24 protein-coding genes and 1 pseudogene are annotated in these 25,048 nt (G+C 48.2%); 10 read left to right on the top strand and 15 right to left on the bottom strand.

The annotated features are described in order from the left end of the window. Positions 1 to 242 precede the first annotated feature (242 nt). From DWY25_RS10115 to tet(32), 12 genes and pseudogenes are all read right to left on the bottom strand, one after another. Positions 243 to 1,853, bottom strand: a complete 1,611-nt coding sequence (locus DWY25_RS10115; protein WP_002605633.1) for a recombinase family protein — start codon at positions 1,851 to 1,853, stop codon at positions 243 to 245. Positions 1,854 to 1,953: 100 nt separating this feature from the next. After that, the gene (locus DWY25_RS10110; RefSeq protein WP_002605634.1) at positions 1,954 to 2,136 is read right to left on the bottom strand and encodes a transposon-encoded TnpW family protein; all 183 of its coding nucleotides are present in this window, start codon (positions 2,134 to 2,136) and stop codon (positions 1,954 to 1,956) included. Next, a complete protein-coding gene (locus DWY25_RS10105; RefSeq protein ID WP_002605635.1) occupies positions 2,133 to 2,990 on the bottom strand; it encodes an ATP-binding protein in 858 nt (285 codons plus the stop codon). Before DWY25_RS10105 ends, DWY25_RS10110 begins: the two co-directional genes overlap by 4 nt. Continuing rightward, positions 2,987 to 3,745, bottom strand: a complete 759-nt coding sequence (locus DWY25_RS10100; protein ID WP_002605636.1) for a phage replisome organizer N-terminal domain-containing protein — start codon at positions 3,743 to 3,745, stop codon at positions 2,987 to 2,989. The genes DWY25_RS10105 and DWY25_RS10100 overlap by 4 nt, the downstream gene beginning before the upstream one ends. Next, a complete protein-coding gene (locus tag DWY25_RS10095) occupies positions 3,735 to 3,926 on the bottom strand; it encodes a hypothetical protein (protein ID WP_006058351.1) in 192 nt (63 codons plus the stop codon). Before DWY25_RS10095 ends, DWY25_RS10100 begins: the two co-directional genes overlap by 11 nt. A gap of 186 nt (positions 3,927 to 4,112) precedes the next feature. Continuing rightward, entirely contained in the window at positions 4,113 to 5,735 is a 1,623-nt protein-coding gene (locus tag DWY25_RS10085) for a relaxase/mobilization nuclease domain-containing protein (protein WP_002602093.1), read from the bottom strand. Beyond that, the gene (locus tag DWY25_RS10080; protein WP_002602094.1) at positions 5,707 to 6,105 is read right to left on the bottom strand and encodes a plasmid mobilization protein; all 399 of its coding nucleotides are present in this window, start codon (positions 6,103 to 6,105) and stop codon (positions 5,707 to 5,709) included. The genes DWY25_RS10085 and DWY25_RS10080 overlap by 29 nt, the downstream gene beginning before the upstream one ends. Before the next feature lie 533 nt (positions 6,106 to 6,638). Further along, positions 6,639 to 6,842 (bottom strand): helix-turn-helix domain-containing protein, encoded by a 204-nt coding sequence (locus tag DWY25_RS10075; protein WP_002602095.1) that lies wholly within the window; start codon positions 6,840 to 6,842, stop codon positions 6,639 to 6,641. Continuing rightward, entirely contained in the window at positions 6,832 to 7,278 is a 447-nt protein-coding gene (locus tag DWY25_RS10070) for an RNA polymerase sigma factor (RefSeq protein ID WP_002602096.1), read from the bottom strand. The genes DWY25_RS10075 and DWY25_RS10070 overlap by 11 nt, the downstream gene beginning before the upstream one ends. A 204-nt stretch (positions 7,279 to 7,482) precedes the next feature. Continuing rightward, complete coding sequence (locus tag DWY25_RS10065) at positions 7,483 to 8,250, bottom strand: class I SAM-dependent methyltransferase (protein ID WP_002602097.1); 768 nt, start codon at positions 8,248 to 8,250, stop codon at positions 7,483 to 7,485. Positions 8,251 to 8,463: 213 nt separating this feature from the next. Continuing rightward, a pseudogene (locus DWY25_RS10060) lies at positions 8,464 to 8,918 on the bottom strand (helix-turn-helix domain-containing protein). An 81-nt stretch (positions 8,919 to 8,999) separates the two neighbouring features. Further along, positions 9,000 to 10,919 carry a tetracycline resistance ribosomal protection protein Tet(32) gene (tet(32), locus tag DWY25_RS10055; RefSeq protein ID WP_002602099.1) on the bottom strand — a complete coding sequence of 640 codons (1,920 nt, stop codon included), beginning with the start codon at positions 10,917 to 10,919 and terminating at the stop codon, positions 9,000 to 9,002. Between the two features lie 844 nt (positions 10,920 to 11,763). On the opposite strand from tet(32), the gene DWY25_RS10045 reads away from it, so the two are divergent. Beyond that, a complete protein-coding gene (locus DWY25_RS10045) occupies positions 11,764 to 12,693 on the top strand; it encodes an alpha/beta hydrolase (RefSeq protein WP_117895122.1) in 930 nt (309 codons plus the stop codon). A gap of 15 nt (positions 12,694 to 12,708) precedes the next feature. Further along, positions 12,709 to 13,662: an alpha/beta hydrolase family protein gene (locus DWY25_RS10040; RefSeq protein ID WP_117895121.1), complete on the top strand. Its 954-nt coding sequence runs from the start codon at positions 12,709 to 12,711 to the stop codon at positions 13,660 to 13,662. Positions 13,663 to 13,970: 308 nt separating this feature from the next. Here DWY25_RS10040 and DWY25_RS10035 read toward each other — a convergent pair whose 3' ends face one another. From DWY25_RS10035 to DWY25_RS10020, 3 genes are all read right to left on the bottom strand, one after another. Next, positions 13,971 to 14,642, bottom strand: a complete 672-nt coding sequence (locus tag DWY25_RS10035; RefSeq protein WP_117895120.1) for a methyltransferase family protein — start codon at positions 14,640 to 14,642, stop codon at positions 13,971 to 13,973. 1,077 nt (positions 14,643 to 15,719) lie between these two features. Then, positions 15,720 to 15,944 carry a hypothetical protein gene (locus tag DWY25_RS10025; RefSeq protein WP_117895118.1) on the bottom strand — a complete coding sequence of 75 codons (225 nt, stop codon included), beginning with the start codon at positions 15,942 to 15,944 and terminating at the stop codon, positions 15,720 to 15,722. 132 nt (positions 15,945 to 16,076) lie between these two features. After that, positions 16,077 to 17,501, bottom strand: a complete 1,425-nt coding sequence (locus DWY25_RS10020; protein WP_117895117.1) for a DEAD/DEAH box helicase — start codon at positions 17,499 to 17,501, stop codon at positions 16,077 to 16,079. A gap of 183 nt (positions 17,502 to 17,684) precedes the next feature. Here DWY25_RS10020 and DWY25_RS10015 point away from each other — a divergent pair, with 183 nt between their 5' ends. From DWY25_RS10015 to DWY25_RS09980, 8 genes are all read left to right on the top strand, one after another. After that, positions 17,685 to 18,332 (top strand): hypothetical protein, encoded by a 648-nt coding sequence (locus tag DWY25_RS10015; RefSeq protein ID WP_117895116.1) that lies wholly within the window; start codon positions 17,685 to 17,687, stop codon positions 18,330 to 18,332. Position 18,333: 1 nt separating this feature from the next. Further along, the gene (locus tag DWY25_RS10010) at positions 18,334 to 18,993 is read left to right on the top strand and encodes a hypothetical protein (RefSeq protein WP_117895115.1); all 660 of its coding nucleotides are present in this window, start codon (positions 18,334 to 18,336) and stop codon (positions 18,991 to 18,993) included. After that, a complete protein-coding gene (locus tag DWY25_RS10005) occupies positions 18,986 to 19,645 on the top strand; it encodes a hypothetical protein (protein WP_117895114.1) in 660 nt (219 codons plus the stop codon). The genes DWY25_RS10010 and DWY25_RS10005 overlap by 8 nt, the downstream gene beginning before the upstream one ends. 61 nt (positions 19,646 to 19,706) lie before the next feature. Further along, a complete protein-coding gene (locus DWY25_RS10000; RefSeq protein ID WP_117895113.1) occupies positions 19,707 to 20,516 on the top strand; it encodes a MerR family transcriptional regulator in 810 nt (269 codons plus the stop codon). 70 nt (positions 20,517 to 20,586) lie between these two features. Further along, positions 20,587 to 22,236 carry an FAD-dependent oxidoreductase gene (locus tag DWY25_RS09995; protein ID WP_181981781.1) on the top strand — a complete coding sequence of 550 codons (1,650 nt, stop codon included), beginning with the start codon at positions 20,587 to 20,589 and terminating at the stop codon, positions 22,234 to 22,236. A gap of 227 nt (positions 22,237 to 22,463) precedes the next feature. Next, a complete protein-coding gene (gene mnmE, locus DWY25_RS09990) occupies positions 22,464 to 23,807 on the top strand; it encodes a tRNA uridine-5-carboxymethylaminomethyl(34) synthesis GTPase MnmE (protein ID WP_117895111.1) in 1,344 nt (447 codons plus the stop codon). 10 nt (positions 23,808 to 23,817) lie between these two features. After that, complete coding sequence (locus DWY25_RS09985) at positions 23,818 to 24,240, top strand: RDD family protein (protein ID WP_117895110.1); 423 nt, start codon at positions 23,818 to 23,820, stop codon at positions 24,238 to 24,240. Further along, entirely contained in the window at positions 24,225 to 25,013 is a 789-nt protein-coding gene (locus tag DWY25_RS09980; protein WP_117895109.1) for a TatD family hydrolase, read from the top strand. The genes DWY25_RS09985 and DWY25_RS09980 overlap by 16 nt, the downstream gene beginning before the upstream one ends. Positions 25,014 to 25,048: the final 35 nt, after the last annotated feature.

Here is a 25,048-nt window from a genome sequence, read left to right as displayed (position 1 = left end):
ATTCTAGCGATCGTGATTATTGCGGGTATTCTTTTGGGCCGGCTTGCGGTTCGGGCGATTATGAATCTGATGCTGGGAGGTACATTATTTGGAGGAAATTTTCTATGAGCAAAGCAAATAAAGGCAGGGGTCTGTTTATCTTCTTGTGTATTTGCTGATGTGTGATAAAGAAGTAGTAGAAGTGTAAAAAATTTTGCCGTTCCTATCCGGCGTTTGCGCATTGCGCCGGATAGGTCGGGCGGTCATTCGGGCAGGTCTACCTTGCCAACGAAAGAGTAATAAATATCAATGTCCTGTCTGCGTGTGCCGTTCTCGTCATAGCTGCACTCATGCACAACGATTTTCTCCACAAACTCACGCAAAAGGGTAGGGGTAAGTTCTTCAAAGCTGGTGTACTTGCGGACAACATTCATAAACTTTTCTGCGTTTACCGTGGCTTCCTGCGCTTTGGAAAGCTCTGCCCGGATAGCGGCGGCTCTCTCTTTCAGTTCTTTCTGCTCGGCTTCATAGTCTGCCGACAGCTCCGTGAAACGCTCGTCTGAAATGCGCCCGGTCACGCTGTCCTCATACAGCCGCTTGAAGATAGCGGATAACTCGCTGATACGCTTCTCGGCGGCTTCCAGCTCCTTTTTCCTTGCGGCGTTCCTGCGCTTGCCCCCGTCCTCGTTCTGCTCGATCAGCAGCTTCATAAACCGGGCTTCGTGCTTCGCTGCATAGCTGGTGACTTTCCGCAGATTGTCGGTCACTCCGGCGGTCAACAGGTCGGTGCGGATAAAGTGCGCCGTACAGTCACGGGTACGCTTCTTGTAGCTCCCGCAGATATAACAATCCTGCTTGCGGGTGGCGTTCTGGTAACGCTGCTGGTAAAGGACGCTGCCGCAGTCGGCACAAAAGAGTATGCCGGAGAATAAGCCCACTTCATCATAGCGGTTCGGGCGTTTGCGCTGCTTGCGTAACTCCTGCACACGCTCCCACATCTGGGTGTCAATGATAGGCTCATGGTGGTTCTCGAAAATCGCCTGTTTCTCAATGGGGTTCTCTACGCTGTGCTTGGTCTTGTAGGACGGCTTCTCCGTCTTGAAGTTTACCAGACAGCCCGTGTACTCCCTGTTTTCAAGGATATGTACCACGGTATTGGTCGCCCACTTGCACTCATAGCCGGGGTGGTAGCGGCGGGTGCTTCCCGTCCGACGGTATTCCAGCGTTCCCGGCGTGGGGATCTCCTGCTCTGTGAGCATACGGGCTATCTTGGTCGGCCCGTTCCCGGCAAGGCACAAGCTGTAAATCTGCCGCACAACAGGGGCGGCTTCCCCGTCAATGATAAAATTTTCGTCCTCGTCCATAAAGTAGCCGTATACGGGTTTGCTCGTGACGGGCTTCCCGCTCATACCCTTAGACCGTTTTACTGCTTTGATTTTCTTGCTCGTATCTCTCACCAGCCATTCGTTAAAAATGTTCCGCAGAGGGGCAAAATCATTGTCGCCCTGTGCGCTGTCCACTCCGTCATTGATAGCGATAAAGCGGACGCCTTTCTGTGGGAAAATCATTTCCGTATACATTCCCACTTGCAGATAGTTTCGCCCTAACCGTGACATATCCTTGACGATAACGGTGCCGACTTTTCCGGCTTCAATGTCCGCAAGCATGGCTTGAAAACCGGGTCTTTGGAAGTTCGCCCCAGAATAACCGTCATCTGTGTACCATTGCAGATTGGAAAAGCCGTTCTGCTTCGCATAGGTTTCAAGAATACGCTTCTGGTTTGAAATAGAATTGCTCTCACCTTGCAGCTCGTCCTCGTGGGATAATCTCGGATAAAGGGCGGTAATAAGGTTTCGGGTGGTCTGTCTTAACATAGTGTCCTCCATTTCCGACAGCCAGCCCCACTATTCCGTATGACTATCATACCACACGCCGGGGCTGGCTGTACAGTCCTTTCTGCTTCTTTACGTCCCGTCAAATTGCCGATTTTTGTGTAGCAGCTTCCGCTTCCAGCACTTTCAGCATTTTATCGGCGGCGGTGGCGGTGGTGTCCTGCTTGAAATAGCCGGAAACGACAAGGACAGAATTACCTATGCGGATTTCCGTCACGCAATCCGGGCGGCGGGTGCTGCGGTCATTCTTTGGGGTGTTGGTCATAGGCGGCTCTCCTTTCTGTTCATCAGCTTTTTCAGTTGTCCCATTTTCTCCTGCGCCGTGGCTTTTCGGAAGTTGCTCCCGGTAAAGCGGACAGGAGAACACATTTCAATCAGACGGTCATAAATGCGGGCGTGGGCGGTGTCCTCCGGGTGCTGCAAGTCCTCCAGCGTGAGATTAGTCGTGACGATCAGCGGCCTGCCGCTGCGGTAACGGCTGTCAATCACGTTGTAGACCTGCTCTAAGCCGTATTCCGTTCCCCGTTCCATTCCAAAATCGTCAAGGATAAGCAGCGGGAAGCTGCAAAGTCGGGAGATATATTCATTCCTGCCCTCAAAGCTGGCGGCAAGGTCACCCAATATCAATGCAAAGTTTGTCATGCACACGGGGATTTCACGCTCCATAAGGGCATTTGCGATACAGCCCGCAAAATAGCTCTTGCCTGTGCCAACGCCGCCCCATAGCAGATAGCCAATGTTGCGCTCTTTCATGGTTTCCCAGTTCTCCACATAGAAATGGGCGTGTTCCATTTGCGGGCACTTGCCGTTGTCGTTCTCAAACGTCCAGCCCTGCATAGCCGGGTCTGTAAAGCCCCGCCGCTTCAACCGCTCGACAGTTTCAAGGTGACTGCGCTGTTTCTCTGCGGCTTCCCGTTCCTCACGCTCTGCCCGCTGGCAGTCACATTCTGCCGGGTGGCGGTCACGCCCCAGCCATGCGGCGGTTTCTTTGGGGAAATAGCCCTCTTTGGGCTTGTGGCACTTCCCGCAGTATAAAAGCCCGTCCTCGCCGGTGTAGTCCTCCGGCTCCGGCGTGGTGTCGGTCATATTCAAAATCATTTCATCAAATCCATTCGTCATAAGCTCTCGCCCTCCTTACAGGTATAATCGGGTATGCCCTTTTTCGGGGCTTTCTTGGCTGCGTCCTCCTGCGCCCACTTGAAAATCGTGGCTGCATGGCTCTTGTATTTCCTCCCGCTGGAAGCGATATGGCAGGATAGGCGGTCAATGTAATACTCCCACTTGCCGGGAAGCTCTGTTTTCAGCCCGTCAAGCTCCGTATCGGAAAGAATGACATTGTGGTATCTGCCATAGGCGGCGGGGGCGGGGTGTCCCGTTTCTAACTCTCTCTCTTTTTCTATTTCTATATCTATCTCTTTCTCTATCTCTATCTCTGGTGGACAAATGTCCGCTCGATATGGTGGACATTTGTCCGCCCCTGTCTGCGGCAGGGCTTTTTGTTCCTGCAAAGCCAGCCGCGCCCTGCGCTTGCGCTCCCCCTCGGTAGAGGACTGGCCGATTAAAAGCTCAATGTTGCTCATGTAGAGTGCGCCGCTTGGCAAAGGCTCCACAAGCCCCAGCTTCATAAAGATTTTCAAAGCTCTCTCTACGGTACCTACCTGCTGGCGGGTAATGGTCGCAATCATCTGGGCGGTGTAGGGGATATTCTCGTCAAGCTGCAATTTCCCGCCGTTTTTCAGCGATTTCAAGTACAGCTTCAAGAGAATGTTGGAATAGATAACGCCGTCCTGCATACTTTCCAGCAGAACGATTGCATCATCGTCAAAATAGCTCTCTTTCAGCTTGAGGTAGTAATATTTGCGGTTATCTGCCATAGGCTGCGTCCTCCTTTTTCCAGCGTTTGGAATAATAGCGAGGGCATAGTATGATAACCGCCCGGAAGCTCTGTTTGCAGTCACGGGTGCAGCCCCGGCATAGGTCGTTGTAAGTGATACGGTTGCGGTGGTTGAGGAAGAAAGACCATTCCAGCCGCCGCTTCTTGCTCATTCTCGGCAATGGTAAGCTCCTTTCTGCCGTTCCTATCGGTGTAGCGGGATAGGGGGCATTTTCTGTATGTTCTCGGTATCATTTTCGGGCTTTTTCTGCCCTGTAAGCCCCGTTTGGAAGTCGGGGAGTATTGCGGTAAGGGTTCATATCATACCTGTATTTTTGTAGGGTTTCGGTATCATTTCGGGGCGGTCTTTAACGCTCCTGTTCACGCTTTTTCTGCTGGCTCGGTGCGCCCCTTAAAATCTGGTCGATATTGCGTCTGACTGTCTGAAGCTCCTGCGCCCGCTGGCGTTTCTCCCGGTAGTCGTTATATCCGGCGTTCTTCTGGACGGTAAGCTGCTCAATCTCCCTTTGCAGGGCTTTGCTGGCTGGCAGCTTGGTTATTCCATGCTCCCGGAAATAACGGGCGGCTGTGTCCGCTATGATAAAATCGCTTTCGTGCTGTTCCCGGTAGGCTCTCCGGGCTTTCTCCGATTTCTGCGCTTTCAGACCGTCACGGGCGGGCTTCGTGCCGATATAGCCCAAAAGGTTGCGCTGCAATTCCTTTTTCTCCCGGATAGCGGCTTCCAGCCCTTTCAGTCCGGCAAGGCTCTCCTGCGTGGCGGTGTTGGCTGCGGAAATGGCAGCGTCCAGCTCGTCCGGGGAAGAAAAGCCATACTGCTGGTAGAGCATGAGGGTAGCCGACATCTGTTTGAGGTTGTGCATGGTCGCCCACTTCTCATAGCCCCGTCCTTTCCCCTCGGCTCGCTTGGCGGCTATGTCTACCATGCGCTGTACAGCGTCATTGTTCGGGGCGTTTTTCGCTTCTTTTTTCGTCCGTAAGCGGTCTTTGATACTGCCGGGGTATTCCGCTATGGCTGCGGGTTTTTCGGCGGCTCTGGCGGCGTTCTGCTCCAAAACGGAGAGGACAGCAGCCCGGTCAAAATCGTCCCCCAGCTTCCGGGCGGTAATTGGCTTCGTCCTGTCCGGCGTGAGGTAACTTAGCCGCCCCCGGCTCTCCTTGACGGTCACACCATGCCGGAGAAGCAGGGCGGCAAACTCATCAAAGCCGGAAGCAGCGGCAAGGGCTTCCCGGATAGTCCGGCGCAGCTTCGCCTTATCCGTTTCAAACTTGGTCTGCCGGGGCGCGATACCGTCCGCAGCAATAGGGGCGTTGGCTCTGTCAAGGGCAGCCTGTCCTTTCTTCTGCGCCCAATACTCACGCTCGGTAATGCGTTCTTTGCTGCCGTTCAAAAGGTCTATCTGGTAAAGCCCCTCGCTGTGGCACATCTCCATGACTTCGGCTTTCAGATAGTTCATAGCTGCGTCCGTACAGCGGTGCTTGCAGCCTGCTTTCCTGTCCGCTGGCCTGTCCATGTGGGGCAGCATGGGAACCTCCGCAATCCGCAGACTGTTAATGACGATATGCACATGGATATTTTCGGTGTGGCTGTGTCCGTCCGGGTGGGTGCAGACAAGGGCCTGGTGTCCGGGGAAATGCTCGGCGCAGAACTTCTCGCCCAGCTCCTGCGCCCGATCAACGGTCAAGCCGTTGTCCGGGCCGTCCCGTGGGTCAAAGCTGATGATGTAGTGGTGGCTCTTTACGTCCTCCCGTTTCTGGTTCTTGCCGTAGCGGAGATTGGAGCGCATACAGGCAACGGCAAAATCCTCCCCGCCACAATTCAGAGAGGATATGCGGTAGTCTACCCTCGGTATGAGCCGCCCGTCTGCGTCAAGGGTGGGCTTCATGGTAAACTCGTCATGCTCGAATGTGAGGTATTTTTCAGCGTCCCCGTAGTTGGCATTTTTAGAGCTGATATGTTTGAGTATCGCCAACGGCTTCACCTACTTTCTGCAAGACTTCAAACTTCAAGGCGGCAAGGTCGGCGGCGGCTCCCCGCACTTCCTTTTCCAGCCCCCGGTAGGGGCTTCCGTATTCGTTCAGGCTCCGGGCAATCTGGTTTAAGTTGCCGCCGATTTTCCCGTACTCTGCCGTGAGCTTGGAGAGGGCGGCAAGCAGCCCGTCATTGACCGGGGAAACGGTGACAATGGGGCGTATGGTCGCTTTCCGTATGGCTTGCCGGATAAACTCGGACTGGCTGATTTCATAAGCCGCCAGCCGCCCGGTGAAGTCGGCGTATTCTTCATCGGTCATGCGGGTCTTTACCACATGACGGCGGTGGGGCGTATTGTATTTCTTTCGCATGGTCTGTGACCTCCTTTCTCGCCCGACAGGGCGCATAGCAGGGTTTGGGGAAGGCACTCCCCAACAAGATTCCCGCAGGGGCAAAAATAAGCGGAGAGCGAATTTTGGCACCTCGGTAGAATCTTGCTCTGAAAAACTCCGGCGTTCCCCGGCTCCCGTCCTTTCCGCTAACAAAACGTTTCAAAAGGGCTTTGCTACCCGCTATTCCGGCTTATCTTGAAAATTTTCCTTTCACTACCTACAACACCACGCAAAGCAAAATGGACGGAGATTTTTAGAATTTCCCCTCTATTCCCTACAACACCACGCAAGCCGGAATAGGCGGACAATGGCAGTATTTTTTTCTTTGATACCCTCTACGGATAAGTAAGGGATTTTGCCAACTGCGGCGGCTATTTTCCCTTTTGTTTTTTCATACTGGGGATTTTCAAAAATGCCAAACAGGAACGAAAAAAAGCAGCAAATCTGTTGAATAGATTTACTGCTTTCTGGTTGCCGGCGAAGCGGCGGTTATTCAGTTGTAGGCGGTAGGGCTATCTCCCAAAGCGGAACTTGAAAATAGCTGTGAGAAGCGTCTGGGTGATGTAGTCCTCTGTATCTTGGTCTACCCGTCCATTCACACGGGCGGCACATTGTATGCGGCGGCGGTAATACTGCAATACAGTTCCCACCGCTTCCGGCTCCCCGCTGGCGGCTTGGACGATTGTTTCATAGGGGAGAAGCCTATTATTTCTCATATGCCATTCCCTCCATTTCCGCTTGGAGCTGCCGTAGGGCTTTTCGGATATGGTAGCCCGCTGTGCTGCGGCTGCGCCCGTACTGTCTGCCAATTTCGTGCTGTGGAATACGCTTGAAAAAGGACAGGTAAATCATTTCCCGCTCCCGTTCGTCCAGCCGTGACAGGGCTTCCGCAAGTAAACCGCTGCTGAAAATGACCGTATCGCCGCAAAGGGTAAGTATGTATTCCTCGTCCGGCTCCGGGGCTTGGAAATATTCATCTGTCGTGCCTAAAGGGTAGTGCTTTTCGTCTGTGAGGTATTCAAGGGATATTTCTCTTTTGTGCTTCCTGCTCCGTGTCCTCGCTGCGTTGATCGTTGCATTTCGGATAACGACTTTGCAAAAGGCATGGAAAGTGTACTCGATATGTTCCCGATATTCTTCTGTACAGGTCATGGAAAATCCCCCTTTCCTCCCAAAAGGGCTGTGGCTGGTTAGTAGTTGCTTTTTATGATAGTAAGGGGCGGCAGCACTTTAGGCTGTCGCTCCTTGACTGCCTAACTGCAAAACCGGGCGGGGCTGTCAACGGCGGGCGAAGCCCGTTCATCTTGACCGTTGACTGGCTCGGCCGGGTTTGCTATTTATCCGGCAAACTTGAATTTATTTTAAGCTATCACGTTTTACCTTTTTAAGCCTTACTATCATTACCATAGGAATTTCTTTATTGTTTTTGAAACATTCTTCATAAAATCCATCAATGACAAATCCAGCTCTGAAACAAAGGTTAAAAATATCTTGTATGGAACGATGATAATAAATCTGCTCCTCCGGCTGCCCTTCGATCGCTATATCATAGTAACTGTGCGGTGTCATATATTTTTCAGTCAATGTGATAAAACAAGGGTGCTGCGTTGCAAAGACAAAAATCCCGTTTTCCTCCAATAGTTCATAAACAGCCATAAAAAGCGGTTCAATATCCGTAATATCCATAATTGCCATATTAGAAACTGCTTTCGTAAAGGCTCGATTTCTTTTTAATCCTAATAAGCTTTCTCTATTGGTCGCATCCGCTACGCAAAACTCAATTTGTTTTGCATATTGTGATCGCCGTCTTTTAGCCAATTCTATCATTTTTTTGCTGTAATCAAAAGCGACGACCGAAGCGCCTCTCTGTGCAAGATACGAAGAATAATTTCCATTGCCGCACGCAATATCCAAAATGTAATCCGAAGGATCAGGAGAGAGAAGTTCCGTTACTTTGGGACGTACTACCTCTCTGTGAAATTCATTGGATTCGTCACCCATTGCATCATCCCAAAATTGTGCGTTTTTCTCCCAGATCTTTTTGCTTTCCTCTGTTCCCATGTTCTCTCCCACTCCCAAAATTTGCCTTTTTGCTTCCATTAAATCTTCCTTACTATATTCCATTGTTACCCTCCATAACTTCTGATTGTTGCCGTCTTGACTATTATGTATCTTTTCTTTCCAAAATGGTATAGGCTTTTATTTTTATAATGCTGCAAAACTTTTCTTCTGTAAGGTATTCAAAGGATATTTCCCTTTGCCGCCGCTATTGGAAAGCCAAAAGCAGCGGCTTTTTTACGCGATATGACCGAAAAGACTAGAAAGCAGGATATGTCATCATTTGTCATTTCTTCTCAATGTAATAACTGCATGGCATATCAAGCCAAATACAAGAGAAAAACAGCCACCGCCAAATAGTGATGCTCCCCACCCTGCACCCGACATTGTCATAAAACCGCCAACAAAGAAAATACCAATGCCAAGAAATATCCCGACACCATAAAAAAGTCCAATTGCCATATCATACTTATTAAATTGTCGTTTCTCTTTTTTTCACATGTTTCCATTTTTGTTATTACCTCCTTCGCAAAATCGTCCATGTGGACTCCAAAAAGAAAACAAATTTTTTTCAACGTATTTAAATCGGGTTCATTAACATCTCTCTCCCAATTCGATAGCGCCTGCCGGGTAACATTCAATTTCCCAGCCAGTTCTTCCTGTGTCATTCCCGATTGTGTTCGCAGATGACGTATTTGCTTTCCTGTTGTAATATCCGTCTGTTTCTGGTTCAAAATGGTTCCTCCTCTCTGATGCTGATTTTATCAATGATATTTCGCAATAGCCAGCAATGAACGTTTGCATTGCGCAAGATGTTACATTATCTTCTGAAACATATGCCGGATCTTGTCTAAACGGCTGTTCGGGCGGCGTGGCTGAAACACAGGCTCGCCGGAAGTTTCCTGATACCCTTTTAATTCTGTAATGCAGACACTTCTTCCATTTGTATAAAAATTCAAATCATTTCTATATTCACCAATACAACGGGCAGGGATTTCCCCCTTAAAAATAACTTCATCTTTTTCAAGTCTGGTTGATTCAATGATTGCGCAATACTTTGGTGCGTCATTATAAGCCCGTGAAAGATATTCCTGCGGTGCAAAAAGGGTAAAGGAAAGGTATGGTTCCAACAGTTGTGTTCCTGCTTTTTTCAATGCCTGCTCCAACACGACAGGCGCAAGAAAACGAAAATCAGCGGGGGTGCTGACCGGGCTGTAATAAACTCCATAATCAAAACAAATTTGGCAGTCTGTCACTCCCCAGCCATATAAGCCCTGCTCCATTCCATAACGCACACCCTCCATGACGGCATTTTGAAAACTTTGGTTTAAATAGCCGAGAGATACCTCGCTTTTATATTGTGTTCCGCTTCCAACAGGAAGCGGTGTTACAGTCAAACCAATAGATGCCCAAAACGGATTCGGCGGCACTTCAATATGAATCGTGTAGCTCGCTTTTTTTTGCGGTCTTTCCAGATAAATAACCGAAGGCTCTTTCATAGCCACGCCCACATGATATTTTTCTTCTAATAGCGAACAAATAACTTCTAACTGTACTTTTCCCAAAAAAGATAATATAATCTCATGTGTAACAGTATCAATGTCAAAATGCAAAAGAGGGTCTGTATCAGCAATCTCTGTGAGGGCATTTAACAGGGCTTCCCTTTGCTCCGGCTTTTGCGGCTCTACCGTTGTCCGAAGTAATGGCATGGGATTATCAATCCGTGTTTTGTGAGGCAGGAGTTTTTCATTTCCCAGAATGTCGTTCAGTTTCAAAGTATCATCAGCTAAAATAACAATTTCTCCCGGACAGGCATGGTCAACCGGGACGATTTCACCATTTGACGGAATACACATTTCTGTAATCTTTATTTTTTCCTTTTTTGACAGCAGCAGGGTATCCCGTAAATGGAGCGTCCCATGATACAGGCGTAAATAAGAAAGCCGTTTTTTCCGCTCTGTATACTCAACCTTAAAAACATATCCACATAATTCAGACTGAATATCGTCTGTTTCTGTAATGAAAGTTTCTGTAATCGCTTCAATCAGTTTTTCTGTTCCTAAATTGTCTTTTGCACTCCCATGATAAACAGGAAACAAAGAGCAGCATCTGGTTCTTTTGCACTTTTCATATTGTAATTCCTGTATATCCAAAGAATCCTCTGCAACATATCGTTCTAATAGTTCATCGCTTCCGGAAATAATCATATCCCATTTGTCCAAATCAGAAATATCGGTCATGGTTATCTTTGGCGACAGGGAAACCTCCTGCATGACAATCATATCACTGGTAAGTTTATCTTTAATGCTTTGGTAAACACGCCGCAGGTCGATCCCATTTTGGTCTATCTTATTTATAAAGATAATTGTCGGAATGTCCATTTTCTGAAGCGCATGGAATAATATACGGGTTTGTGCCTGTACGCCGTCTTTTGCCGAAATGACTAAAACAGCTCCGTCAAGGACAGATAAAGAGCGGTATGCTTCGGTTAAAAAATCCATATGACCGGGAGTGTCCACGATATTGATTTTATAATCATTCCAGCAAAAAGAAGTAACCGCTGTCTGAATGGTAATTCCGCGCTGCCGTTCCAAAATCATAGTGTCTGTTCTTGTAGTTCCTTTATCCACGTTTCCTTGTTCCGCAATCGCTCCACTGGTGTACAGCAGGCTTTCCGTCAATGTTGTTTTTCCTGCGTCTACATGGGCGAGAATTCCAATATTGATTATTTTCATGTGATTGTCCTCCTTTTACAGCCCCAAAAGGGCATAAAAATCCCCAGCAGTAAAATACTTTTACCACTGGGGATTATAATTTGCGGACATACACATATACAGCATACACCTGTTTGTGATTGCTGTTTTTCGGATATGTCAAAATTGATAAGGCAAAAGTATTCTTAAATTGGGTACAAAAAACCAAGCCCCCACAAAAGGGACTATCATAATCCTTTGTTCCCACTATTTGATTATAGTTTTATTTAAGAATACCTTGCCGCATATTTTTTACTCCTTTTTTGGAATGATGCTATTATATCACATTAGTTTTAGGAAAGAAAGTACCTAAAAGAAATTTTTCTTCCCCTTATATGTAACAATCATACCGACTTTCTGGCGTTCAGAATGGTTTCTGCTGTCTGCTGTGGTGTTTGGTTGGAATTGTCCAGCCAAAAGCCGATCCGTGGTGTTGTCTGCATAAATGTATCGTATAAGGTTTCAACCGTAAAGCCGGAATAGCCTGTTTTCTCCCTGTATCGTTCCCTTCCTTTTATTGTTTCCACATCTGGACAAAGAACGACAACCTCAACAGGGTATTTATGCGGCACAAAAAATATGTACATGTAACTAATTCAACACATTTATAATTTGAATAGGGACATTATAGCATTTACTAAATACAAATTCAATGTATACGGAAATAAAGATATAAGGAGTGGGAAGGATTCCGCCGTAGTCGGCATTGTAGGAAAATCCAAAAGTTTAGATTTTCCCACAATGCTTATCTTTTGGTCTTTGGTTCGGAATAGTGTAGTGCTGGCGGTCTATCTCTTGTTTTCGGTTGCTTGCTTCCTTACCGTACATGAGCATTATCGCGTTTCTTCTCTCTTTCGTGGGATCTGCGATTTTTAAAATAACCTACACTCCGCGTAAAATGAGAAAGTACACTGTAAAGTGGAGTGATGAAATTGGCAAGACCTATCCTGATTTGTCTTATGGCGAGGGAGCCGCAAATAAATTTGACCTCTATGTGCCTACCGATGATTCAAAAGACACCTATGGTCTTATCGTATATCTTCATGCGGGAGGATTCACATCCGGAGATAAGAGCGATGATGCGAAAATGCTTCAATGGCTTTGTTCGCTGGGCTATGTGACGGCAGGAATTAATTATACTTTAGCTTTTTCAGAAGAAAATCCCAATGCCAATATTTATACGCAGTCAATGGAGATCAAAGAAAGCATTCCTTCTATTATAAAAGAGGCAGAAGCACTGGGCTATAACATTGATCGGATGGCAATATCCGGCGGTTCCGCAGGCGGCTGCCTGGCTCTGATTTATGCTTATCGCGACGCTAAGGATTCTCCGGTTCCTGTCAGGATGGTTTTTGAAGGCGTCGGACCGTCCAGTTTTTATCCGGAGGATTGGAAGTGCTACGGTTTTGATGAGGATCCTGTGGCGGCCGCTGCCATGTTCAGCGTGATGACAGGGCAAAAGATTACGGAAGAAATGTTCGGGACGGAAGCTTATGCAGAACTGACGAAGGAGGTTTCTGCCCTATATTGGGTTGATGAAAATACCGTGCCGACCGTGATGGCTTATGGCGTATATGATAAATTCCAGCCGTATGAAGCTTCGGTACGGCTTGATAAAGCTTTGACTGAAAAGGGTGTTCCGCATGAATATCTCGTCTTTCCTCACTCTGGTCATGGCTTACAAAACGATAATCAAATGTATGTTGAATATATGACAAAAGTAGAAGAATATCTGGAAAAATATATGAGTGAATAAGGCGGATAAAAAAACATGAAAAAATTTTTTAAGATACTGATGAAGATTTTACTTGTCGTAGTGTTGGTGCTTTCCATAGGCATCGCTGTGTTTCTCTTCATCTTGTCAAAAAATCAGAACGCGCCTCAAAAATATTGGGAAAAGATTTCTACCGAGGGTGTGATTGAAAATAAATACAATCATCTTGGCGAATATGAAGTGGTGAAAAAAACATATGACGCACCCCAGGATGAAAGAGACAACAATACCAATCATTTTGTTGTCTGGTATCCCGAAAAAGAAGGAAAATATCCGTTGGTAGTGATGATCAACGGATCTGGAACGCCTTGCAGTAAATATGAAGCGGTTTTTGAGCATTTTGCTTCCTGGGGATATGTGATTGTCGGTAACGATTATGGTACTAACTGGGATGGAAAACACGCAAGTGAAACGTTAGACTTTGCTTTGAATACCGAAGAGATTGTTAAGTGGATCGATACTGATAAGATCGCCGTAGGGGGTCATTCGCAAGGCGGAATCGGTACCTTTAACGCAATAACCGAATATGAAAACGGAAACCGATATAAAGCTGCGTTTGCTTTAAGTCCTACGAATAATGATTTGGCTTTGCAGCTGCAATGGGGATTTCAATTAGGGACAGAGGAGCAGTATGCTTTCAGACTCGAAGAAATAGAGATTCCCATGATGATCATTGCCGGAACCGGTCCGTTTGACAGTGATACGGTAACACCCCTGGCAGAATTGCAGGAGCAGTATGCGTTTTTGCGAGGGGATAAGGCAGCATTTCGCAGAGCTGACGACGTAGATCATGGCAACATTCTCTACGAAGCAAACGGTTATGTGATCGCGTGGCTTGACCTTTATCTGAAAGATCAAGAAGACAATGAGAATGCGTTCTTCGGAGATCATGCTGAAATAAGAAATAACACCCGATATCAGGATTTCTATTCTCAGAAAGGTACGGAGTAAAAGAAATTTTATGAAATGAAAGACGTCCTGACAGGCTTTTGCGATATCCAAGCATTAAGGTTTAGGGACAGCGGAAACCAAAGACGCAAGAATGATTCTGAGCTATCAAAGTTTACAATCTGGATGATTACTATGAAGTAAAAAAGGCCGCACTTTGTTACGGCCGGTCATGGAAATATTCTTTGTCCGCTGCGGCACAGACAATTCTGTGAACCCGCGGATACAGCAGAAATTAGGCGGATCAGATCCATTTTTGGAACAAAGGCTTAGGGAGGAATGAACAGATAAGCTGAAATGAATCTCATCCCTTACCAGACAAAAGGAACCAATCGATATTGGGTTTCTTTTGTATAGTCAAGATATCCATTCAGACCTTCCTTTAACATCTTGTCTTCAAATAGAGTTCGGATGATGACAATGATTACTGTTACAGCCATGCAAATTCCAACGCTGACATAAGGAAAAATCAGGCTGACGCCAAAGCAGTTGATGATCAGCGCGCTATAGGCGGGATGACGCACGATGCGATACGGCCCGGTTGTGCATACGGTTTGATTCCGATCACCCTGGATTCTTGCGGTGGATTCCAGAAAGGTATTTTCCAACGTTGCTTTTGTGGAAAGCCATGCCGCAAACAGGGTGAACAGTATCCCGAAAGCAAATCCAATATTGAAGTGTTCTGCTTGTTCCGCGATTCCGGCAAACAGATAGACGACAAAATAGTTCAATAACCAGAAAATAAATAAGAGGATTTTATCCCATAGCGGCGAATTTGTATTTGTTTTTCCCCGCTCTGCCAATGTTTCTGCATTCGCCTTAAACAAGATCCAGCCGATGACGAGCGTCGCGATAAATAGATAGGCAAAATAGAGTGCTCCCGTACAGGTGATAGAAAATCCTGTGCCAAGGACATACAATAAAAAGCCGATCACTTTTTGAATTTCAACTCGTATAAGATATAAAAGTGCCAGTTGATTCATACATATTGTCTCCTTTTAGATACAGTTTTCAAATGAAACCTCCTTTCCTAAAAGAACCTCCTCCTCTGTACGTATTGACTGAACAAGAAAAAAGCTGGCCGCAATCAGGACATTTTATAACACAATAAAGAATATCATTCACCCATTGTCCTTGTTCATTCTTAGGGCAGCCTAACTTATAATTTCCATCTACCAATATAAATTTGCGTTCTCTTAGAAGGAACTTAATGGATTGAACAGCGTCCTCAAAATCATCAGGGGTGCGCATAAAATCAATTAATTCTACAGATGAACAAGTGTCGCACATTGCTATCACTCCTTTACAAATTTGTAGTTCATTATCCAATAAACTGAGGGATATTGAAATATAGATTTTTCTACTCTATTTCATTTTTGTAGTAAATTCCGATGGATCTCTTTAACAATTTCGATAACAGTAAATTTTTATTTTTATCCGGTGTTCCATCACAACATTTTGTAGCATCGCCGATAAAACAATTTTCTTCAATCTCTAATTTTACAACATGATAAGTGGGACGTCCGATTTCTACGAAAGAGCTACCCATTGATCGGCTTCTTCCAATATCTTAGAAACATATAAACAACTCAAACGCGAGGAGAATTGCGGATATTTTTTTGTTGTACTTCTTCTAATGCCAATTCCCTGAGTTCGACTTTCGTAGGATGATCTATGTTTCAGGGTTATATTTTTATGGATTGGAGTATATGTCGTTTACAAAATTTAGTTTATCCTGTACTTTTTGAAATACACCGCTGTGATGTTCTTCATCAAATATGATCTGTTGTTCTATATACTTAGGTTTATCAGTTACAACGTGATAGGCGTTCATCCCATACATCTCACTTCATCTAATTCCTCAATCTATTCTACTTTTAATGTTCTTGGCTCCAATACAAATATAGGGAATACCAAAGCCGATTTGAATGAGGGTCACGATGTTAAAGTTCTTTAACAACAGATTGACACAGCCCATAAACAACAGGCTTAACCCGATAATCAGCATACTCAAATATTTCTTTCTCATTTCAGGTTTCCTCCGCAAAAATTGCGTTGACTTATTTCATTTTCTTACGGATGACTACCATCGCCGCGAGGATGATCACGACCAGCACAACCGTAAAAAGGCCGCGGATCTGAATTGCCGTATACCACGGGGCAGACTGCATTTCATACAGACCAGGATGGGCTTTGTAATCAAGATACTGAAAGAGGCTGCTGCCAAGAAAAACACCGATGAAGCACCACAAGAGGATTCTTAAAAATCCATATAACTTTTTCACGGTTGACCCTCCAACATTTCTTTGTATGATGAAATTATACCATCTTTCCTAATATGAAAAACAGAAGTTCTGCGTTATAACTAGGCGAACGCCGGAACTTCTGCTTATGATGATGAAATAGGTATAATGAAACTAGAGCGAGCGAGCCCGTTCAACCCGGCGGAGCTTGCCTTTAACAGAAAGCTCTCCGGTGCGGATTAATGGCTGCGGATCGGCTTGAATCAGTGTGATAAAGGTCACCCGTTCCTGCACTTCAATCGTTCCAATCTGTTCCGCGGAATATCCCGCGCTGCATAAAGCACCGACAAAATCACCAGGGCGCAGCTTATGCTGCCGGCCGGCCCGGATTAAGATTGTCGCTTTGTTTTGTTTCAGTTCTGCCGCTTTCTCCGGCTGTCTTTGACTTTTTGTTTTCCAATGCGCTAATCCTGAGTGATCATCAAACGGATCCAGCTCAAAAACTTCATCCTGAGTTTCTAATGTTTTCAAGAAAGAGGAATAGCGACTCTGCTGACTCGGCGTGAGAAGGGCAACCGAAGTGCCCGGCTGATCAATCCGACCGCAGCGTCCGCAGCGATGAATGAAAGATTCCAGATTCAAAGGCAGATCCCAATGCACGATCAGCGAAAGACCGTCGATATCCAGACCCCGCGCCGCTACGTCGGTCGCGCATAAAATCCGCAGCTGTCCCTGACGGAATTGTTTCAGCACGGCAAACCGCTGATCCTGTTCCATCCCGCCATGCAGGGCATCCGCGCAAAGTCCTCTTTTCTTGAGCTGTTCCGCGACTTCTTCCGCGGTCACCTGCCGGTCGCAGAAAACAATCGCGGAGGGTGCTTGGATAGTGGAAAAGACATGAAGCAGACCGGTAAGTTTTTCCGTGTTGGAAATCGTTAAGGAGGTCAGGCGGATATTTTGATTCGTCTGGCATGGTGAATCAATCTGGATCATTAAAGGATCGTGAACCGTGATTTCCGCCAGCTGTAAAATTTCAGGACTTAAAGTTGCAGAAAACAAACATGTCTGAACAGGGGAAGGAAGCTGTTCTAAAATCTGATGAACAGTTTCCGTCAACCCCAGCGAGAACATTTGATCCGCTTCATCCAGGACGATCATTTTCAGCTGGGAGGAATCGAGTGTTCCCTGTTCTATATGATCCCACACCCGGCCCGGGGTACCGACGACAATCTGAACCCGCTGTTTCAGCTGATATTTCTGACTTTTCATCGGCTGCCGGCCCACCAGCCGCACGCACGTCAGACGTCGGAACAAGCTGAAGTTCTGGATTTCCTGAGTGATCTGATCAGCCAGCTCGCGTGTTGGAGCGAGAATTAAGGCTTGCGGAAGACGGTCTTCAAAATGACATTGTTGGCAAACGGGGAGTGCGTAGGCCGCAGTTTTTCCTGAGCCAGTCTTCGCCTGAACCAGACAATCTCGGCCCTCAAGAAAAACGGGAATCACCTGTTCCTGAACGGGGGTGGGCTGAGTGTAGTGCAGCGCCTCAACTGCCTGACGCAAATCCGCTTCAAGCAGATCGAATACATTGTTGTTATTCATCGGAAGAACCTCCTGTTAAGTTTCTTATAATAAGGATAAAATCAATAAGTCTGGCTCTCAGCATATCAGCAGAAGCCCAAAAACACAAGGATTAAATCAGGTCTACAAATGTAATATTATCGTAAGGTTTTCCGATAAGCGGCTATGCTACAATGAAAAAGGAAGAATCTGGGGTGATATGGAATGAAACAACTGAAAGACCGGATTATTTCGGCAGCCATCTTATTTTCTGTGATCCTGGCCGGCGTCTGCGTCGTCTGGTGGGGATATGCCCCACAGTATCAGGAAATTTTAGGGACAAGTCCTTCCTCTCCGATGCTGCAAAAGCCTTCTTCTGCATTGGTCTTTACCGTTTTGACCGCCGGGTTGACCACCGGGATTTTTGTTTTCTTATTCAGAAAGAAGCTTCCATTTTTCAAGCTGAGGACAGCTTCTGCAGTGATCCTGATCCTGCTGCTGTTCGTTAAAATAATGAAAATTTGGGCTAACGATAGAGATTTAACATTTGCTTTAGCCCTGTTATCCCCCTTCAGTATGAAGTTTATGGCATCGAGGGATTGGCTTTGGACGGATGTTTCTGTGGCCTTCTGTCTGACCTGGACGTTATGTGGAATCTTATTGTTTGTTCTGCTTGTCCGCAAACAAGTCCACTGGACTTGGACAGCGGTTCGCATGACGATTTTAGCGAATGTATTTGCGATCGGCACGATCCATGGCGGATTACGTTCTTTATATCCCTATGTTCTGGAAATTCTGGTCTGGTTATCCATAGGAGAACAGGGAATTCAGGCGCTGCAAAAATGGATTAATCAAGGAAAGGGAGGAAGCTAGGATGAATACGAATTGGCAGAAAATTCTAAGCCGTGCGGGCAGCTGGCTGTTGCTTTATTTATCCCTCGTGCTGGGCTACTGGCAGTTTAATGGGGGATGTCGTTTTTTCCACTTTTATGGAAATGACCGTATCGTTCCGGGAATGCCAACGCTCCTTATTCTTATCGGATTGGCGATCCTGGGCGCGGTCTTATTCATCCTCAGCGATTCCATTCACACTCTGCCAGGATTCGCCGCGGGACTGATATTGGAGTTTATTGTATTAGAGATAATGTTCTATGACGATGGATATTTAGGTGTTCTTCTGCTCTATACCTTGCCCATGCTTCCCTATTTGATAATTTTAAAGATCATTAAAGTAATTACCGGTTTTATCATTCCTATCTCAACGGTCACAGGAATTCTATTTTTACTTCAGGTTGTTTTGATCGTATTGAGTTTCAAATATATTAAAAAGCTCCATTGGGGATGTATTGCTTCCAGGCTGGCGATAATTAGCGTTTATGCGCTTTTCTGTTTATATGAATGTGTGGATAATACCTGGATGCTCAGTTTCTTCAGTATGCTGACGCTGGTCAGACTGGCTGAAATTCCGTGGATTTGGATGGACACTCCCGCAAAGCAAAGTTTGAAAGCAGAAAAGGGATCAAACGATGAATAATTCGCGATACAGAATGATCCTATACCGTGCGGGCAGCTGGCTGCTGATCTATTTGTCGATATCGCTGGGCTATTGGCTGAGCTGGGGACCGGAACTTCATTCGCTGCGATTCTATGGCGAGCCGTGGGTTCAGCCGGGGATTTCTTTCGTTATGATTTCAGTCGGAATGATGATCGTGGGCTTTTATTTATTTTGGATCAGCGATGCAAGACAATGCATCGGAAGCTTTGCGGCAGGACTGGCGGTTCTCCTCTTTTTAATGACGCTGATGCCGCTGGACGATGGTTATTTTGCGGCGTCGCTGCTGTTGGAGATCCTCGGAATTCCGCATACGCTGATTCTGAAATTCTTGAGAAGAATCCTGGGCCTTGGATTGTCAATCGGACTTGTGCAGACTGTTGCGTTTCTCTTTCAGGCAGGACTGACAACGCTGTACTTGAAAAAGGCCAGAAAGATCCGCTGGGGATTTATTGCGATCAAACTGGCGGTGATCAGCGTTTATGCGCTCTTCAGTTTTTACCCTGATTTAAACGGCGAATGGGCGCTTAGCTTTTTCGATTTGCTTAATTTAATCTGGCTGGCGGAGCTTCCCTGGTTGGGGCTGGACTTGTCCACAGACAAAAGCCGTAAAGGAAGCCACGCCCATTCTTGATTATCACTTTATAACGCCTTTCCCAAGCCGTTCATGATACAATCAGACTGAGGTGATCGGGATGAAAAACGGATGGTTTACGATCAAGGAAGTTTCCGATTTGTTTGATAATACGCGCGGAGCGATCCGTTTTTATGAAGAAAAAGGCTTGATTCATCCGCGGCGGGATGAACATGATTTTCGCTGGTACAGCATTGACGATATTTTTCAGCTGTTTTACTTAAAACGTTATGCGTCGATGTCGTTTTCACTGGATGAAACGCTGACTACCTTTGTAAAAGAAGCGGAGCTGACGCTGCCGGAAATCCAGACCCGGATCAACAAGCGCGAACAGGAGCTGAACGCGCAGATCGAGCGGCTCATGCAGCGGCGGGAAGAACTGCGGAAATACCGGCGAGTGCTTCAGGAGTGCGAGTGGCCCTGCACCCGGATCGAAGTTTGTCCTGATTATTACGTACTGACCGCCGATGCTTTTGCCGACATGACAGCCGCGGATCTGCCGGCGCTGAAAGCGCTGATCGCGGCGATGCCCCTGACCAGCGTCCATGCCGATCTGATCGAAGGACCTTCCGGCTGGCGGTCAGTCACCAGTCTGGGGATCATCGAAGCTAATGCCCGGGCCGCCGGGATTCCGCTTCATCCGAAAATGCGGAAGCTGCCCGGTTCGCTGGCGGCAGTGCGGTGTGTCCGCTGTGAGTGGGATGCGATGCCGGGTCAGCTGATCGAAAAAGCGCTGGCGTTTCGGGACGAGATGATCGCCTCCGGCAAGACGGTGCATTCCTTTGTCAGCACCAGCCTGATTCTGGTCCATACCCAGGAGGGCAAGACGATCGAATATCATAAATGTTACGTCCCATTCCGGGATTGTTAAAAATATCACTTGCCTGTACAGTACCTGTATACCCTACAATGTTTTCAGAAACATGAGGAGGGAATTAGAAATGAATTTATCTCGCAGAGAGTTTCTGAAAAGCTCCCTGGCCGCAGCCGCGGGCATGGGCGCACTGGGGCTGCTGGGGGCCTGCAGCACCCAGGAAAACACCACATCAACACCTTCGCCGGAAGCTACGGGGGACACCGTCGCAGCCGCGTTAGACGCGCCGTATACCGCGCTGTCCGCGGATGCGATCACTGAGAAAACCGTGGATTTCGTGATTGTCGGAGCCGGCCCGGCCGGTCTGTGCGCTGCCGTGAAAGCCGCGGAAAACGGATTGTCTGTCGCCGTCGTGGAAAAAACCGGAGCAACTGGCGGCTGCGCAAAATTCGGTATGGGCATCCTTGCGATCGGTACGGAGCTGCAGAAAGCACAGGGCGAGGAACTGGATTTAGATGCGATGTACAACATGTTCACGGAGTACACGCACTACCGCACTGACTGCGTGCTGATGCGCCGGTACTTCGAGGAATCGAAGGAAACGCTGGAATGGATCGAAGCGATGGGCGTCGAATTTGAAGAAGCCGCGCGTTATTTTGAAAAATCCTATCCGACCTGGCACATTGTCAAATCAGAAACCGGCGTGATCGGCGGCGGTCAGGCGAAGACCATGACTGATCATCTGGAAGCCCGCGCCCGCGAACTGGGCGTGGAGTTCTACCTGGAAACGCCGGCCTGCCGTCTGGAAACGGAAACCGGCAAGGTCAGCGGTGTCTGTGCCGTCAGCGCGGATGGCAAGCAGGGCTATCATTTCCTGTGCAATGCCGCTTTGATCGCGACCGGCGGCTTTGGCAACAACGAAGCATGGGTTAAGGAACAATTCGCTTTGAATCTCGATCAGGACTTCTTCGGCATGCGCTTCCCGGGGCATGAAGGCGACGGGATCCAGATGGCGTGGAATGCCGGCGTGAAGCAATCGGAGATGATCGAGGAAATGATCTTCGATATCTTCCAGCCAGGCTCAACCGGATCGTACACCAACGATATCAAGCTCGTCATTCAGCAGCCGAACCTGATGGTCAATCAACAGGGCAAGCGGTTCTTCAACGAGGAACAGGTGCAGAACACAACCTATACCGGCAACTCACTGCGCAATCAGACAGGCAACACCGGCTTCATGATTCTCGATGAGGCGATCAAGCAAAGCTATGTCGAAGCGAATCATGTCGATTTCACCAGCCGGGTCTGGAATACCGACAACTTCACACAGTTTGACGCGAACTTCAAGACGATGGAAGAATCCGGCTACACGGCGATTGTCAAAGCTGATACACTGGAAGAACTGGCGAACAAGATGGGCATCGATCCGCAGGGCCTGGCGGCGACGGTTGCGGAATACAACCAGCTGTGCGCCGACGGTTACGATCCGTTAGGCAAGGGCGCGGCGTATCTCAAGCCAATCACAACCGCTCCGTTCTATGCGGCGCAGTATTATCCATCCAGCTACGGCACGCTCGGCGGCATCAAGGTCAATTCCAATCTGGAAGTGCTGGATCAGAACGATCAGGTCATCACCGGTCTGTACTCGGCGGGCACGGATTCCTGCACGGTTTACGGCGACAGCTATATGTTCCTGCTTCCGGGCAACACGATGGGCTATTCCGTCAACACCGGCAAGTTTGTCGGCGAAGCGGTCAGCGAACTGCTGAAAAAATAAGATAGATTTAAGGATTGAGCGAACTGGAGTCCATGCGATTCCAGTTTTTTTGTATCCGTTTAATCGTGAAAAGAAGAAAGTAAAAATCTTAAAAAGAACTTAAATCGCCAGAAATATTTTCCAAAAGATCTTAAGAATCCCTTATTTTAAAGGGAGATTGAAGGATTTCACTAGGCAAATCCTAAAAATATGATAAACTGTACCATGAACATTTCGGAGGTGAGAGAATGCTGAATGATACGATAGCGGCGATCTCTACCGCATTGCAGGACGGCGCGATTTCGGTAATCCGGATCAGCGGCCCGGACAGTCTGGCGATTGCCGGACGACTGTTCAGCCGCCGGGTGGATGATCAGCCGACGCATACCGTCCGGTATGGCTATATCATCGATCCCATCAGTAAGGAAGCTGTCGACGAGGTGCTTCTGACGGTTTTCCGCGCGCCGAAAACCTTTACACGCGAAGACGTTGTGGAAATCAGCGGGCATGGCGGCCGCTACATTACCCGGAGAATTCTGGCGCTGGTGCTGGCGGAAGGCGCACGGCTGGCCGATCCGGGGGAATTTACCCGCCGGGCTTTCCTCAACGGCCGCATTGATCTGACGCAGGCCGAAGCGGTCATGGATATGATCGACGCCGATTCTTCCCAGCAGGCGCAGCTGGCGATTCAGGGCATCCGCGGCAGTATCCGCCGTTTGATCGAACCGCTGAGCGAAGCGCTGCTCAACATCATTGCCAATATTGAGGTCAATATCGACTATCCGGAATACGAGGATGCCGAACAGCTGACCTGGGAAAGCGTTCTGCCCCAGGCCCGGTCCTGGTTAATCCGGATGGATGAAATCCTGCAGCGGGCGGAGAGCGGACGCATCATGAAAAAAGGCGTAAAGACGGTCATCCTGGGCAAACCGAACGTCGGCAAGTCGAGTCTGCTCAACGCCCTGTTAGAAGAAGACAAGGCGATTGTGACCGAGATCGCCGGGACGACCCGCGACCTGGTCGAAGGAGAAATCCATTTGCGCAACGTCACGCTCCATCTGATCGACACCGCCGGGATCCATCAAACCGAGGACCGTGTGGAACAGATCGGGATCGAACGTTCCATGAAGGCGCTGGAGGAAGCGGAGCTGATCCTGATCGTGCTGGACGCCAGCCGTCCGCAGGACGACGAAGACCGCCGCCTGCTGGATCTGACTGAAGGCCGCAACCGGATCGTCGTCATCAATAAAAAAGATCTCGCGCCGCAGGCTGAGGATCGTTCCGGCACCATTTCCATCTGTGCCGCTCAGAATCAGATTGAACCGTTGATCGATCAGATCAACCAACGCTACGAACACCATCATGCGATGCTGGAACTGCCGTCGCTGGCGAATGAACGTCAGATCGCGCTGGCCCGTCAGGCCCGCCAGTCCATGGCGCAGGCCGTCAACGCGCTGCAGGATGGCGCGGAACTGGATTTAGTGACCATTGATCTGCAGGCGGCATATATGGCACTTAAAGAAATCGTCGGCGAAGCCAGCCGGGAAGACCTGCTGGATGCGCTGTTCTCCAAGTTTTGTTTAGGAAAGTGAGGAATCATTCATGAAATTATTTACCAACCGTGTTATCGCTTTGATTATCGACAGTCTGTTGATCGGAATTCCGGTCGGCATTCTCGAAATAGCGTTCTCCTTAATCCGCTGGATTTTAAGCTGGCTGCCGTTTCTCCATCATTTCCGCTTCCTGTTTTCGACATCGTTTTTGTTCGTGATTGTCTATGCTTTGTATGAGGCGGCGATGATTTACTTCGCCGGCGGCACCGTGGGCAAGCTGATCATGAAGCTGGAAGTCGAGAAGGAACATGGCTCGTTATCGTTCGGCGACTGCCTGATCCGCGGCGTGATGAAGGCGTTCTCGCTGCAGATCTGGATCCTGGGTGTGTTCTCCGCGATTTTCGCGTATTCCGATCAGCACAGCTCGCTGCATGACCGGATCGCAGGCACTTCGGTATGGGAAAAGCTCTAGGCTGGATTGATTCGCACTGTCATCTGACCTGTGCGGATCTGATCGGCGAGGCTCAGGACGTCCGCCAGCGGGCGCTGGATGCCGGCGTCGCGCGGATGATGATCGTCTGCTGCCGGCTGGAAGAAGCGGAAGCCGCCTTGAAAATGAAGGCCGAAGACGCGCGTTTTGACGTCGCGGTGGGCTTTCATCCCAGTGATTTGCGTGATTTTACGGAAGAAGACTGGCATAAACTAGAAACTCTGGTCTATAATGAGAATGTCACGGCCATCGGTGAGATCGGCCTGGACTACTACTGGGATAAAGACAATCATCCTCAGCAGCAGGCGGCGTTTATCCGTCAGATCGAGCTGGCGAACCGGGTCAACAAACCGATTCTGGTCCACAGCCGCGACGCGATCGGCGATACGCTGGCCCTTCTGCGCGAGCATCCCGCTGCCCGCCGCGGGATCATCCATTGTTTCAGCTCCAGCCGGGAAATGGCCAGGGAATTCGTCAAACTTGGCTACACGATCGGCCTGGGCGGACCGGTCACGTTCAAAAATGCCAAAACCCCGAAAGAGGTGGCGGCGGACGTGGATCTGGCGCATTTGCAGATTGAAACCGATTGTCCTTATCTGACGCCCGTTCCTTACCGGGGAAAACGGAACGAGCCGATGTATCTTCCGCTGACTGCGAAAACCATTCTGGAATTGCGCGGGATGGAGGAAGAAACGTTGAAACAGAGTCTTTGGGATAACTATCAAGCTTTATTCCACCCGCAAGACGAACTCTGAAATAAGAGAAGAGTCTACGATCTCTGGTGAAAGGA

It is taken from the genome of Holdemania filiformis (assembly GCF_003459085.1).
Classification (GTDB): domain Bacteria; phylum Bacillota_I; class Bacilli_A; order Erysipelotrichales; family Erysipelotrichaceae; genus Holdemania; species Holdemania filiformis.
The sequence above is the reverse complement of the archived record's forward strand: the minus strand, read 5'-3'. Positions and strand labels throughout refer to the sequence as shown.

Coding starts and splice junctions, on each gene's coding strand:
- DWY25_RS10115 (WP_002605633.1), bottom strand. CDS start 1,853: ATGTTAAGACAGACCACCCGAAACCTTATTACCGCCCTTTATCCGAGA.
- DWY25_RS10110 (WP_002605634.1), bottom strand. CDS start 2,136: ATGACCAACACCCCAAAGAATGACCGCAGCACCCGCCGCCCGGATTGC.
- DWY25_RS10105 (WP_002605635.1), bottom strand. CDS start 2,990: ATGACGAATGGATTTGATGAAATGATTTTGAATATGACCGACACCACG.
- DWY25_RS10100 (WP_002605636.1), bottom strand. CDS start 3,745: ATGGCAGATAACCGCAAATATTACTACCTCAAGCTGAAAGAGAGCTAT.
- DWY25_RS10080 (WP_002602094.1), bottom strand. CDS start 6,105: ATGCGAAAGAAATACAATACGCCCCACCGCCGTCATGTGGTAAAGACC.
- DWY25_RS10075 (WP_002602095.1), bottom strand. CDS start 6,842: ATGAGAAATAATAGGCTTCTCCCCTATGAAACAATCGTCCAAGCCGCC.
- DWY25_RS10070 (WP_002602096.1), bottom strand. CDS start 7,278: ATGACCTGTACAGAAGAATATCGGGAACATATCGAGTACACTTTCCAT.
- DWY25_RS10065 (WP_002602097.1), bottom strand. CDS start 8,250: ATGGAATATAGTAAGGAAGATTTAATGGAAGCAAAAAGGCAAATTTTG.
- DWY25_RS10045 (WP_117895122.1), top strand. CDS start 11,764: ATGAGCATTATCGCGTTTCTTCTCTCTTTCGTGGGATCTGCGATTTTT.
- DWY25_RS10040 (WP_117895121.1), top strand. CDS start 12,709: ATGAAAAAATTTTTTAAGATACTGATGAAGATTTTACTTGTCGTAGTG.
- DWY25_RS10035 (WP_117895120.1), bottom strand. CDS start 14,642: ATGAATCAACTGGCACTTTTATATCTTATACGAGTTGAAATTCAAAAA.
- DWY25_RS10020 (WP_117895117.1), bottom strand. CDS start 17,501: ATGAATAACAACAATGTATTCGATCTGCTTGAAGCGGATTTGCGTCAG.
- DWY25_RS10015 (WP_117895116.1), top strand. CDS start 17,685: ATGAAACAACTGAAAGACCGGATTATTTCGGCAGCCATCTTATTTTCT.
- DWY25_RS10010 (WP_117895115.1), top strand. CDS start 18,334: ATGAATACGAATTGGCAGAAAATTCTAAGCCGTGCGGGCAGCTGGCTG.
- DWY25_RS10005 (WP_117895114.1), top strand. CDS start 18,986: ATGAATAATTCGCGATACAGAATGATCCTATACCGTGCGGGCAGCTGG.
- DWY25_RS10000 (WP_117895113.1), top strand. CDS start 19,707: ATGAAAAACGGATGGTTTACGATCAAGGAAGTTTCCGATTTGTTTGAT.
- DWY25_RS09995 (WP_181981781.1), top strand. CDS start 20,587: ATGAATTTATCTCGCAGAGAGTTTCTGAAAAGCTCCCTGGCCGCAGCC.
- mnmE (WP_117895111.1), top strand. CDS start 22,464: ATGCTGAATGATACGATAGCGGCGATCTCTACCGCATTGCAGGACGGC.
- DWY25_RS09985 (WP_117895110.1), top strand. CDS start 23,818: ATGAAATTATTTACCAACCGTGTTATCGCTTTGATTATCGACAGTCTG.
- DWY25_RS09980 (WP_117895109.1), top strand. CDS start 24,225: ATGGGAAAAGCTCTAGGCTGGATTGATTCGCACTGTCATCTGACCTGT.